This window comes from Microvirga pudoricolor, from assembly GCF_016892705.1.
In the GTDB taxonomy this organism is placed as follows: Bacteria; Pseudomonadota; Alphaproteobacteria; order Rhizobiales; family Beijerinckiaceae; genus Microvirga; species Microvirga pudoricolor.
Window position 1 is genome coordinate 285,590 of record NZ_JAFEMB010000006.1, and the last position, 11,580, is coordinate 297,169.

Consider the following 11,580-nt stretch of genomic DNA (forward strand, 5'->3'; position numbering starts at 1 on the left):
CTTCCCGGCGCCAGGATCCCCGTCGAAAGGCGATCCGGTAAAGCGTCACTCCGCCGCCACCGGGAGTGCGCCGCCCCCGAGCCATTCCGCCAGATCGCTCCGGGCCCGGTTCGTGAGGGCCCGCTTGCGCGCGACGGCCTTGGCCGGGCCGCGCAGTCGCTTGCCGTCCTCGCCTTTGGTCGAGAATTCGATCGGCGGAAACAGGCCGAAATTCACGTTCATGGGCTGAAAGGAGCGCGGGCCCTCGTCGATGGTCTCGATATGGCCGCCGGTGATGTGGTTGATGAGCGCCCCGAGGGCCGTCGTATGGGGCAGGGGAGGCATGGCCCGTCCGAGCCGCTCGGCCGCCGCGAAACGGCCTGTCATGAGGCCGATGGCGGCGCTCTCCACGTACCCCTCGCAACCCGTGATCTGACCCGCGAACCGCAGCCGCGGCATGGCCTTCAAGCGAAGGGTTTCGTCCAGGAGCCGGGGCGAATTCAGATAGGTGTTCCGGTGAATCCCGCCGAGGCGCGCGAATTCGGCGTTCTCGAGCCCTGGGATCATGCGGATGATGTCGCCTTGCGCGCCGTATTTCAGCTTGGTCTGGAAGCCCACCATGTTGAACAGGGTGCCGAGCGCATTGTCCTGCCTCAGCTGCACGATGGCATAGGGTTTCACGGTCGGATTGTTCGGATCGGTGAGCCCGACCGGTTTCATGGGACCATGCCGCAGGGTCTCGCGGCCACGCTCCGCCATCACTTCGATGGGGAGGCAGCCGTCGAAATAGGGCGTGTTCGCTTCCCATTCCTTGAAGTCGGTCTTGTCGCCACCGATCAGCGCGTCCACGAACGCTTCGTACTGCTCCTTGGACATGGGGCAGTTGATGTAATCCTTGCCGGTGCCGCCTGGTCCGACCTTGTCGTAGCGCGACTGGAACCATGCCACGTCCATGTTGATGGACTCGCGATAGACGATCGGCGCGATGGCATCGAAAAAGGCCAGGGCGCTCTCGCCCGTGAGGGAGAGCACCGCTTCGGCCAAAGCGGGTGAGGTGAGGGGGCCCGTGGCGACGATCACGGACGACCAGTCCTCCGGAGGCAAACCCGCCACCTCGCCGCGTTCGATGGTGACCAGGGGATGGGCCTCGAGGGCTGCCGTGACGGCCTGCGAGAAACCGTCGCGATCCACCGCCAGGGCTCCCCCGGCCGGGACTTGGTTGGCGTCTCCTTTCGCCATGATGAGCGAGCCCAGGGAGCGCATTTCCTGGTGCAGGAGGCCGACCGCATTGGTGTCGGGATCGTCCGACCGGAAGGAATTGGAGCAGACGAGTTCCGCCAGACCTTCGGTTTTATGTGCTTCGGTTCCGCGCGCCGGGCGCATCTCATGGAGGATGACGGGCACGCCCGCCTGGGCGATCTGCCAGGTCGCCTCGGATCCGGCAAGGCCGCCGCCGACGACGTGAATGGGTTCGATGGTGCTCATGCTTCGGGTTAAACCCACCTGCTGGCGCGGATCAACCGGGTTTGATGAAGCAGCGCGCTAAAATGCGCGCGATGAACGTGCTTCAGAAACGCAAATGCCCGCCGGAAGGGCGGGCAAGCGAGTCTTGCTGCGATGCAGCAATCAGTTAGGCCGCAGCGTGCGTGCGAGCGATGTTGGCGATCTGGAAGCGAGAGATGCCGAGATCGTCCAGCTCGCGGTCCGACAGCAGGGAGAGCTCACGGACGGTTTCGCGATAACGCATATAGGCGCGGACCTTAGAGAGGATGTAGGTAACGAACATTGGAGTTTCCTTTCAGTTATCCGGTGCACTGACCGGCAGCCGTTGTTCTTGCTGTGCGAGGATGTTTATGCGCTTTTGCAGTGCGAAAGAGTAGCGGTAATAGTGTAGGGCAGTTATGCTTTAGTCGCATGGCGTCTTAAGGCCAAGTTAACGAGCCCTGCGCGCAAGGAATGATCGTTGCGGTGGCAACGATCGCACGCAGGGCATTCCGCTTAAAGAACGTAGAAGTCCGCGGCGGTGAGGTTGAGGCCCGTTTTGAGCTGGGCGAACTGAACGGCGGGCTGACCGCCGGCGCCATCGGGATCGTAGAGCAGCGCGCCGGTCCACTTGCTGTAGATGACCCGGTCGCTAAAATCCTGCGCCGACGTCCCCGTCGCGAAGGCGGACGCCTTCAGCCAGCCCTCAGGCCCGAGGCCCCGGAACACCGAGCCGTCGAGCATGATCGTGTCCGCCCGCACGTTGAAGTCCGTGATGACATCGGCATTGGCCCAGCTCGGTCTTGCGTCGAACACGAAGTAGTCCCGGCCGCCGCCGCCCGTGAGCCGGTCCTGGCCGGCTCCGCCGCTCAGGTAGTCGCTGCCGCTACCACCGCTGAGGACATCACGGCCCTGGCCCCCATACAGGTCGTCGTTGCCGGCGCCGCCGAAGAGCGTGTCATGGCCCCGCTCGCCCAGGAGCAGGTCGTTGCCGCCATAGCCCTGGACGAGGTCCTGGCCGTTTCCGGCCCGGATCACGTCGCGGTAATCGTTGCCGTAGAACCCGTCATTGCCCCGGTTGAGCGTCACGAACCAGCCGTTCGACGCGAGATCGTCGACGGTGGTCCGCAGCTCGATGTCTTCCATCGACAGGACCCGCTGACCGTTGTCCTCGTAGTAGAGGTCGTCGATGACGATATTGTACCCATCCGTCCAGTAGCTTGCCGCGAATCCGGTGATGAAGGGGCTGCCATAGACGTCATAGGTGGCAAACGAGCCGTCGTCGGACGTCAGTTCGGTTTCGCCATAAGGGTTCGGGGTCACGAAGGCCCAGCCGGAACTGGACGTGGTTGACATGTCGAAGCCGATTCCGGCGGCGTTGAAGGCCTGAAAGACGGCCATGGGATCCTCCTGCCGGTGGGACAGATGCTCCGGCGAACTCATCCATAAGCTTGAGCGGGTTAATCCAGGCTGAACCCGGCCTTCAGGAAAGCATGGCTCACCGTCGAAGGACTCATGGCGAAGGGGTTGGACCTTGAGGTCCGGCGTTGTAGTAAGGCCGATACGCGAACTATTCTTTCTTAAAACAGCCAGGTTTTGTTATGCCGCACTATCGTTCCCGCACGACCACCCATGGCCGCAACATGGCGGGTGCCCGGGGTCTCTGGCGTGCCACGGGCATGAAGGACGAGGATTTCGGCAAGCCGATCATCGCGGTGGTGAACTCGTTCACGCAGTTCGTGCCGGGCCACGTCCACCTGAAGGATCTCGGTCAGCTCGTCGCCCGCGAGATCGAGAAGGCGGGCGGCGTCGCCAAGGAGTTCAACACCATCGCGGTAGATGACGGCATCGCCATGGGCCATGACGGGATGCTCTACAGCCTGCCCTCCCGCGAGATCATCGCGGATTCGGTCGAGTACATGGTCAATGCCCATTGCGCCGACGCGATGGTGTGCATTTCCAACTGCGACAAGATCACCCCCGGCATGCTGATGGCCGCCATGCGGCTCAACATCCCGGCCGTTTTCGTGTCCGGCGGCCCCATGGAGGCCGGCAAGGCCAACCTGCGCGGGAAGCTGAAGGCCCTCGATCTCGTGGACGCCATGGTGGTGGCCGCCGATGACAGCTACACCGACGAAGAGGTGAAGGTGGTCGAGCGCTCGGCCTGCCCGACCTGCGGCTCCTGCTCCGGCATGTTCACGGCCAATTCCATGAACTGCCTCACGGAAGCCCTGGGCCTCTCTCTGCCGGGCAACGGCACGATCCTGGCCACCCACGCCGACCGCCGCCGCCTGTTCGTCGAGGCCGGCCACCTGATCGTCGATCTGGCGCGCCGCTGCTACGAGCAGGACGACGTGTCCGTCCTGCCCCGCTCGATCGCCAGCGTCGAAGCGTTCGAGAACGCCATGACCCTCGACATCGCCATGGGCGGCTCCACCAACACGGTGCTGCATATCCTGGCCGCCGCCTACGAGGGTGAAGTCGACTTCACCATGCAGGACATCGACCGGCTGTCCCGGCGTGTGCCTGTGCTGTGCAAGGTCGCTCCCGCCGTCGCCGACGTTCATATCGAGGACGTGCACCGGGCGGGCGGCATCATGGGCATCCTGGGCGAGCTCGACCGGGCCGGTCTGCTCCATCGCGACGCCGGCAGCGTGCACAGCGGAACGCTCGGTCAGGCGCTGGATCGCTGGGACGTCATCCGCACCAACAGCGAGAGCGTGCGCAACCTCTTCCTTGCGGCCCCGGGAGGCGTGCCCACGCAGGTCGCGTTCAGCCAGGAGCGCCGCTTTGAAGAGCTGGATCTCGACCGCGAGAAGGGCGCGATCCGCAGCGGCGACCACGCCTTCTCGAAGGATGGCGGGCTCGCGGTGCTCTACGGCAACATTGCGCTTGAAGGCTGCATCGTGAAGACGGCGGGGGTGGACGAGAGCATTCTCAAGTTCACCGGCCCCGCCAAGGTGTTCGAGAGCCAGGACGACGCCGTGAAGGGCATCCTCGGCGGCGCCGTGAAGGCGGGCGACGTGGTGGTGATCCGCTATGAGGGGCCACGCGGCGGGCCGGGCATGCAGGAAATGCTCTATCCCACGAGCTACCTGAAATCGAAGGGCCTCGGCAAAGCCTGCGCCCTCATCACGGACGGGCGCTTCTCAGGAGGCACCTCGGGCCTCTCCATCGGCCACGCCTCGCCTGAAGCCGCCGAGGGCGGGCTCATCGGCCTCGTGGAGGAGGGCGACACCATCGAGATCGATATCCCGAACCGCAAGATCCACCTGGCGGTCGAGGACGATGTTCTGGCAGCCCGTCGGGCGGCGCAGGACCAGAAGGGATGGAAGCCGGCCGCCCCGCGTCCGCGCAAGATCACGACCGCCCTGCGGGCCTATGCGGCCCTCACGACCAGCGCCGCCAAGGGCGCCGTCCGGGTGCTGCCGGAGTAAAGAGCGCCCGAAAGCGAGGGGCGGCGCTTGGGCCGCCCGTCACGGCGCCTTGACGGCTCGGCATCGATCAGGCCGGAGCCCGCTCCCATCGCACGCTTTCGAGATTCTCGCGGAACGCGAAGCGCTTGAGATGATCGATGACGACGCCCTGCAGGCGCTCTAGGCTTTCTTCGTCGGGCGCTTCGATGCGGATCGACAGGCCATCGGTCGTCGCGTCCAGGGTGCAGACACGGTCATCGGAGAACGGGATGACGCCGTGCTCCGGCGTGTTCTCCACCGCGAATTTGTGCTTCCAGTGATTGCAGAGCTGCTGCAGATAGCGGCTGCCCGAAGCGGTCGCGATCGTGGTGTGCGATACTGCCATCGTCCGTCCTCAAACCGTGAAAGCCGGGTCGTGCACCCGGCTTCCTCGAACATGTGGGTGACGGCCCGGATTCCAAGGTCTCCCGTCAGGCCGGACCGTGTGCTCGCTCACGCGCGAGATCCCGCCAGGGTCAGGCTGCGCGAGCAAGGCCTTCCTGCGCGAGACGTCCGAGCTCGGCCTGGGCGCCGGTGATGGCCTGTTCGCGCGCCTCCGGGCCGAAGCCCAGCTTCTCGGCCCGCACGAAGGCGACGTCCGTGATGCCCATGAAGCCCAGAAGCGTGCGCAGGTGCGGCTCCTGGGAATCCATGACCTGGGCCGGTCCCTCGCTGTAGAGGCCGCCGCGGCTCAGCACCACGATGGCGCGCTTGCCCTTCACCAGGCCTTCCGGCCCAGCCTCGGAATACCGGAAGGTGAGACCGGCGCGCAGGACGTAATCGAACCAGGCCTTGAGCGTCGACGGGATGCCGAAATTGTACATGGGGGCGCCGATGACGATCGTGTCGGCGCTCTTCAGCTCGGAGACCAACTCGTTCGAGAGGGCGACGGCCGCCGCCTGCTCGGCATCGACCGGGTCGGCGCCGCGAAGGGCCGTCGCGGAAGCGAGGGTCAGGTGCGGGATGGGGTTGGCGCCGATGTCGCGGGTGACGACCTCAAGAGCGGCATCCTGCGTTCTCAGGCGCGCGACGGCGGCCCCGACGAGTTGCTTGGACACGGATGCATCGCCGCTGGCGCTGCTGTTGAGTACGAGAACCTTGGACATTGGGTGACCCTCCGGGCTTGCCGTTGTGGCGATGATCCCGAAGGTAGTGGTTCACAGAATGCACCAGAATGCCCATAATGGGCACCAGAGTGTTGACTGAAGTGGAACGGTGCCATGACCGATCTCGAGGATATCCGCAGCTTCGTCGAAGTGGTCGAGACCGGCGGATTCGCCCGTGCCGCCAAGCGACTCAACGTTTCCAAATCCATCGTCAGCCGCCGGATCGGGCGTCTGGAGGCGGATCTCGGCGTGCGCCTTCTGAGCCGAACCACGCGCGGCATCAGCCCCACGGAAGCGGGACTTGAATTCAAGCTCAGGGGCGAGCGCATCCTGGCCGACCTCGCGGCCGCCACGGAGGCTGTGGCCCAGCATGGCAGCGAGGTGATGGGACACCTCCGGATCTCCCTGCCCATGGGGTTCGGCATCCGTCACGTGGCCCCGGTCCTGGCAGAGGTGGCGGCCCGTCACCCCAGGCTGGAGATCGAAGCCTCCTACAGCGACCGCTTCGTCGACCTGATCGCCGAGCGCTTCGACCTGGCGATCCGGATCGGAAGCCTGAAGGATTCCACCCTGGTGGGACGCCGCATCGCTCCCATCGGGGTCGCGATCGTGGCGAGCCCGGCCTATCTGGCGCGCCATGGCCGGCCCGATCGGCCCGAGGATCTCATAGCCCATGAGTGCCTGCTCTACACCGGCTCCGCGGATCGGGAACTCTGGCGATTCCGGGCAGGCAAGCGCTGGATCGATGTGAGGCCCCAGGGGCGGATGCGGTCCGACAACGGCGACGCCATCATGCGCTACGCCATGGCCGGTCTCGGAATCGCGGCGCTCCCGACCTTCATCGTCACGGACGCGGTGCGGGACGGAAGCCTGGTGCCCCTGCTGACGGATTACGAAATGCCGGGAGGTGCCATCTACGCGGTGCGTCCGCCGGGTGCGCAGGTCCCGGCCCGCGTTCGGGTCGTGATCGATGCCCTGGTCGAGCGATTTGGCGGCGAGCCCGACTGGGACCCCTGCCAGATGGCGGCCCGCAGGCGGGCCTACGAGGCCGAGATGGAGGCCCGTCGGCTGGAGGCCGCCGAGTAAGGCCAAAAAGAAAGGCGCCTGGGGCGCCTTTCGAGGGTTCCGGAACGATAGCGGCCTCAGAGCCGCGTGAAGTCCGAATCGGACGGGATGCGTCCGTCAGGCGTATACTTGTCGATGGCGTCCGGCAGGTTCTGCGACAGGCGAGACAGGATTTCTTCGCGCGACAGGCCGGTCTGCTGGGTCAGGGTGTCCAGCACGTCGGGCCCGATGGCCTGCTCCAGCTGATGGGGCTGGACCGGCTGGTTGGGCCCCTGTTTCACCCAGGAATCCGCCACATCGCCTTGGCCGTTCTGGCGGAACTGCTCCAGCAGATCGGACAGGCCGCCGCTCAAAAGCCCCCCGGCGCCCGCGCCGCCCGCAGCGCCGCCAAGGCCGCCCAACAACCCTCCGAGGCCGCCGAGCCCGCCCGCAAGGCCGCCACCGAGGCCACCGCCCTGTTGATGGGGCTGCTGACCCCCGCCGGGCTGCGTGTCGGCGCCCGCCGAACCGCCGCCGAGCCCGCCCAGCATCTCGGCGATCTTGTCCCTGTTCTGATAACCCGCGATGGCCAACAGCCCTAGAAGAGCCGTCATGGAAGGCATGCCGCGACTCATGGTCGATCTCCTCGTTTTTCAGCGGTGGGGGAACAGCCGCGACAGCCGAAGGTTCCGAGATGACTCGACCGGACCCTCACGCCACCCGGCGCGCGGATCGCTCGCTCGCCAGAGACAGGCCGAACACCCCAAGGCCCGCCACCGCCAGGACGGCGCCTACCCAACCGGTGGAAGCGAAGCCATAGCCGGCCGCGATGGCGACGCCGCCGAGCCAAGCCCCAAGGGCGTTGGCGATATTGAAGGCCGAGTGATTGAGGGCCGCCGCGAGGGTCTGAGCGTCGGCGGCCACGTCCATGAGGCGGGTCTGGAGGGCCGGCCCGATGGCGACGCTCGATCCGACGAGGAACACGCACAGGCAGAGCATGTAGGGATTCTCGGCGGTCAGGGAGAGCACGCTCATGACCACGGCGCTGAACACCAGCGTTCCGCCGATGGTGGCCAGGAGGTCCCGATCCGCCAGCCACGCCCCGAGGAGGTTTCCGACGATCATCCCGGCCCCGAACAGCGCCATCACCACCGCCACCGCCGATTCCGGCATCCCCGCCACCTCCGTGGCTGTGGAGGCGATGTAGGAGAACACGGAAAACATGCCGCCGAAACCGACGGCGCCGATGCCGAGTGTGTACCAGACCTGCTTGCGCTTGAACGCGCCGAGCTCGCGCATGGGGCTCGCGCCCTCCTGAACCCGGTCCATGGGCAGGAACTGCCAGATGAGCGCCACCGTCAGGAGCCCGATCACGCCCACCATGCCGAAGGCGATGCGCCAGCTGACGATCTGTCCAAGCCACGTCGCGACGGGGGTGCCGATGAGGGTCGCGACGGTCAGGCCAAGCATCACGCGGCCTACCGCCTGGGTTCGCCTGTTGGGCGCCACCATGGAAGCCGCCACCAGGGCCGCGACCCCGAAATAGGCCCCGTGCGGCAAGCCAGTGAAGAAGCGGAGCGCCACGAAGGACCCGAAATCGGGGGCCAGGGCACTGACCCCGTTCCCGACTGCGAACACGGCCATCAGCGCCAGCAGGAGCGTGCGGCGGGGCAGCTTGGCGGCCAGGACCGCGATGATCGGCGCGCCGACGACCACCCCCAGCGCGTAGGCGCTGATGGCGTACCCGGCCTGCGGCGTCGTGATCCCGAGATCCCCGGCAAGGTTCGGCAACAGGCCCATGATGGCGAACTCGCCCGTGCCGATGCCGAAGCTTCCCACCGAGAGCGCGAAGGTGATGAGCGCCACCGCCAGGCCGGATAAGCCCGCTTCGGCCCGGGCCGTGCCGGGGTTCGACGCGCAGGCTTCGGGCACGCAGGATTCGACGGTCGCGAGATCGGACATGTGACAGAGGCCTTGTTCGGGGAAAGACGCCGGGCTCGAATGCCGTCATACGTCGCGTTGGCGTTATATTGCACCGCAAAAGCCGATTGGGCAGCCACGGGAAATGCAGGACTCCCATGCGCCGCAGGACGGGCCGCGTCACGGACACGTCATTTGCGACCTCGAAGGCCACGCTTCCGTTCGACGTCGGGACCTGAGACAATGCCCGACGACCCGGCCCGGAGCCCCCATGCGCCGCCTCCTTGCAACGCTCTTCATCCCGCTCCTGCTGGCCGGAACGGGCGCTGGAACAACTCCTGCGATCTCACTCGAGGCCGGAACTTTCGCGGTCGTCTCGGACATCCACTTCAACCCATTCGACGACCCAGACCTTGCGCGGAACCTCGCCGACGCCCCGCCGGAGAGTTGGGGCGCAATCCTCAACTCAGGCAAGGCACGGCCCCTGGCCGGGCGGGGCCAGGACACGAACCAGCCCCTCCTGGCCTCGGCCCTGATGGCCCTGACGGCCCAGACGGGCGGAGCGGATTTCGCGATCGTGTCCGGCGACCTCCTGGCCCATCGCTTCGAGCAGAAGGCGGCCGGCTCTCTCGGCACGGCCAGCTCGCCGGAACTCGTGCAGGCCCTTGCGGGCAAGACGGCACTCTACGTGGCGGGCGCGCTTCGCGCCGCGCTGCCGGGTCGCCCCGTGCTCGTCGCACTGGGCAACAACGATTCCGATTGCGGCGACTATGCCATCGAGCCCGGCGGGCCGTTCCTCACCTTCACCCGCGAGACCGTTCGCAACCTCGCCGGACCGGACCACCTCGGGTCGGATTTCGAGGAGACCTACGCGGCAGGCGGTTATTACGGTCTGCGTCATCCCACCGTGCCGGACGCCGACATCCTCGTGCTGAACGACGTGCTGTGGTCGGCGGAGTATCGCGACGCTTGCGGCAGCGGCGGGGATGCGGCCGCCGACGCGATGCTGTCCTGGCTCGGCGAGCGGTTACGCGCGGCGCAGGGCGCGGGGCGCCGCGTCTGGCTCGTGCATCACATTCCCGTGGGCATCGACCCCTACGCCACCCTTAGATCGGCCAACGACCTCAGTTGCCCGGCCCGCACAGTGCCGCTCCTGCGCGAGCCCTACGCTTCCGGATTCACGGGCCTGCTGCGGGCTTTCGCGCCGGTCATCCAGGCCAATTTCTCTGGCCATACCCACCAGGACAGCTACCGGCTCGTGCGGGATGCCGGAGGGCCGATGGGCGTCGAAAAGATGGCGCCGTCGATCAGCCCGATCTTCGGCAACAACCCGGGCTTTCACGTCTTCGACTACGACCGGCAGAGCGGGAACCTGCGGGACTTCTCGACCTGGTACTTGGCGAATCTCCAGGATTCCACGCGGGGAGCGCCGCCCGAGTGGCGGCGCGAATACGTGTTCACGCAGGCCTACGACCAGCCGGATTATTCGCCCGCTTCCGTGGCCCGATTGACAGCCGGCCTCGCGATCGACGGATCGCCCGCCCGCGAGGCCTTCCAGAGCCTCTACGGCGTCAGCCGAGGCCAGATCGGCGCGGCGGCGATGCCCGCGCAAATCTGCGCCATCGGCAACCTCGATCCGGCATCGTTCTCGGCCTGCCATTGCGGCGGATGAAGGGAGGCAGCCGTGTGAGCGCTCACCCTGCTTCGACCGCTGTCATGAACGGGCCCGATCGGCGAAACGAAGGGGACCCGCGCCTTACGCCTCGCGCGGGGCCCGGCGGGCGATGACCCACACCGCGTGGACGATGCCGGGGATGTAGCCGAAGATCGTCAACAGGATGTTGATCCAGAACTGCGCGCCCAGCCCCACCGTGAACAGAACGCCCACCGGCGGCAGCAGAATGGCCAGGATGATGCGAAGGATGTTGGACATCGAAACCCCGTGAGAACCACGCTTCAGCTAGGAACGGCGGGGCTTGCATTCAAGATGACGCCGGTGCCCGAGCGGGTCGCGGCCCCTCCGGCGCTCATGTCCAAAGCCGGCCGTTCGACGCCGCCATGCCCCCATCCTTTTTGCGCCGACCTTCCGGCACCGTCCACTCGCCACTGTTCCTCGGCCCGTCCTCTCTCCACCGTCATGCCCGGACGTGATCCGGGCACCCAGGCTTGGCGATGCGGGGTCGCAGGTCCATCGACGTGATCCGGGCGACAGAGCCGCCACCGTCATGCGCGGCCTTGAGCCGCGTATCCACGACCCACGTCGCAAGACGTGGATGGCCGGGTCAGGCCCGGCCATGACGGGGTGACGCGAAGCGGCGGGCGGAGGAACGACCCAACCCCGGGATTCCCCCGACGCCGCGCCGCGAACACCACCCCCATTGACCCCCAACCGGTTTTAAGTGTTACGTCGTCACCGGAACCGGGCGCACCCGGTTCTGGGGCGTGAGAACCCCTTCTGTGGCGGTCGGTATCGACCGTCAACGATGCCTTCCCAGCCTATGGCCGGGGAGGCGGTGGCGCATGTCCAGGGCGAAAGCCTAAAGGTCATCGCGGTCGTCTACAGGCGGCTTCTCAACTTGTATGTTGATTGGAGC

The 11,580-nt window shown here is 66.5% G+C and carries 11 protein-coding genes; 3 read left to right on the forward strand and 8 right to left on the reverse strand.

Annotated features, from left to right (window positions below; translation table 11 throughout):
* Positions 1 to 45: 45 nt before the first annotated feature.
* The 3 genes from trmFO to ILT42_RS19210 form a co-directional block, all read right to left on the reverse strand.
* Positions 46 to 1,464, reverse strand: coding sequence for a methylenetetrahydrofolate--tRNA-(uracil(54)-C(5))-methyltransferase (FADH(2)-oxidizing) TrmFO (trmFO, locus tag ILT42_RS19200; protein ID WP_204217496.1), 1,419 nt, complete (start codon positions 1,462 to 1,464; stop codon positions 46 to 48).
* Between the two features lie 145 nt (positions 1,465 to 1,609).
* The gene (locus ILT42_RS19205; RefSeq protein WP_204217497.1) at positions 1,610 to 1,765 is read right to left on the reverse strand and encodes a DUF1127 domain-containing protein; all 156 of its coding nucleotides are present in this window, start codon (positions 1,763 to 1,765) and stop codon (positions 1,610 to 1,612) included.
* Positions 1,766 to 1,977: 212 nt separating this feature from the next.
* Entirely contained in the window at positions 1,978 to 2,862 is an 885-nt protein-coding gene (locus ILT42_RS19210) for a calcium-binding protein (protein WP_204217498.1), read from the reverse strand.
* A 200-nt stretch (positions 2,863 to 3,062) separates the two neighbouring features.
* Here ILT42_RS19210 and ilvD point away from each other — a divergent pair, with 200 nt between their 5' ends.
* Entirely contained in the window at positions 3,063 to 4,898 is a 1,836-nt protein-coding gene (gene ilvD / locus ILT42_RS19215; RefSeq protein ID WP_204217499.1) for a dihydroxy-acid dehydratase, read from the forward strand.
* Positions 4,899 to 4,965: 67 nt separating this feature from the next.
* Here ilvD and ILT42_RS19220 read toward each other — a convergent pair whose 3' ends face one another.
* Positions 4,966 to 5,262: a DUF2218 domain-containing protein gene (locus tag ILT42_RS19220; protein ID WP_204217500.1), complete on the reverse strand. Its 297-nt coding sequence runs from the start codon at positions 5,260 to 5,262 to the stop codon at positions 4,966 to 4,968.
* Between the two features lie 130 nt (positions 5,263 to 5,392).
* Positions 5,393 to 6,022: an FMN-dependent NADH-azoreductase gene (locus tag ILT42_RS19225; RefSeq protein WP_204217501.1), complete on the reverse strand. Its 630-nt coding sequence runs from the start codon at positions 6,020 to 6,022 to the stop codon at positions 5,393 to 5,395.
* A 114-nt stretch (positions 6,023 to 6,136) separates the two neighbouring features.
* Here ILT42_RS19225 and ILT42_RS19230 point away from each other — a divergent pair, with 114 nt between their 5' ends.
* A complete protein-coding gene (locus ILT42_RS19230) occupies positions 6,137 to 7,108 on the forward strand; it encodes a LysR family transcriptional regulator (protein ID WP_204217502.1) in 972 nt (323 codons plus the stop codon).
* A gap of 56 nt (positions 7,109 to 7,164) precedes the next feature.
* Here the strand turns inward: ILT42_RS19230 and ILT42_RS19235 are convergent, their stop codons facing one another.
* A complete protein-coding gene (locus ILT42_RS19235) occupies positions 7,165 to 7,701 on the reverse strand; it encodes a YidB family protein (RefSeq protein WP_204217503.1) in 537 nt (178 codons plus the stop codon).
* A gap of 76 nt (positions 7,702 to 7,777) precedes the next feature.
* Positions 7,778 to 9,028 carry an MFS transporter gene (locus ILT42_RS19240; protein ID WP_204217504.1) on the reverse strand — a complete coding sequence of 417 codons (1,251 nt, stop codon included), beginning with the start codon at positions 9,026 to 9,028 and terminating at the stop codon, positions 7,778 to 7,780.
* Between the two features lie 229 nt (positions 9,029 to 9,257).
* Here ILT42_RS19240 and ILT42_RS19245 point away from each other — a divergent pair, with 229 nt between their 5' ends.
* Positions 9,258 to 10,658, forward strand: a complete 1,401-nt coding sequence (locus ILT42_RS19245) for a metallophosphoesterase (protein ID WP_204217505.1) — start codon at positions 9,258 to 9,260, stop codon at positions 10,656 to 10,658.
* Between the two features lie 84 nt (positions 10,659 to 10,742).
* Here the strand turns inward: ILT42_RS19245 and ILT42_RS19250 are convergent, their stop codons facing one another.
* Positions 10,743 to 10,919, reverse strand: a complete 177-nt coding sequence (locus ILT42_RS19250; protein ID WP_204217506.1) for a YqaE/Pmp3 family membrane protein — start codon at positions 10,917 to 10,919, stop codon at positions 10,743 to 10,745.
* Positions 10,920 to 11,580: the final 661 nt, after the last annotated feature.

Coding starts and splice junctions, on each gene's coding strand:
- ILT42_RS19205 (WP_204217497.1), bottom strand. CDS start 1,765: ATGTTCGTTACCTACATCCTCTCTAAGGTCCGCGCCTATATGCGTTAT.
- ILT42_RS19235 (WP_204217503.1), bottom strand. CDS start 7,701: ATGAGTCGCGGCATGCCTTCCATGACGGCTCTTCTAGGGCTGTTGGCC.
- trmFO (WP_204217496.1), bottom strand. CDS start 1,464: ATGAGCACCATCGAACCCATTCACGTCGTCGGCGGCGGCCTTGCCGGA.
- ILT42_RS19250 (WP_204217506.1), bottom strand. CDS start 10,919: ATGTCCAACATCCTTCGCATCATCCTGGCCATTCTGCTGCCGCCGGTG.
- ILT42_RS19230 (WP_204217502.1), top strand. CDS start 6,137: ATGACCGATCTCGAGGATATCCGCAGCTTCGTCGAAGTGGTCGAGACC.
- ILT42_RS19210 (WP_204217498.1), bottom strand. CDS start 2,862: ATGGCCGTCTTTCAGGCCTTCAACGCCGCCGGAATCGGCTTCGACATG.
- ILT42_RS19240 (WP_204217504.1), bottom strand. CDS start 9,028: ATGTCCGATCTCGCGACCGTCGAATCCTGCGTGCCCGAAGCCTGCGCG.
- ILT42_RS19225 (WP_204217501.1), bottom strand. CDS start 6,022: ATGTCCAAGGTTCTCGTACTCAACAGCAGCGCCAGCGGCGATGCATCC.
- ILT42_RS19245 (WP_204217505.1), top strand. CDS start 9,258: ATGCGCCGCCTCCTTGCAACGCTCTTCATCCCGCTCCTGCTGGCCGGA.
- ilvD (WP_204217499.1), top strand. CDS start 3,063: ATGCCGCACTATCGTTCCCGCACGACCACCCATGGCCGCAACATGGCG.
- ILT42_RS19220 (WP_204217500.1), bottom strand. CDS start 5,262: ATGGCAGTATCGCACACCACGATCGCGACCGCTTCGGGCAGCCGCTAT.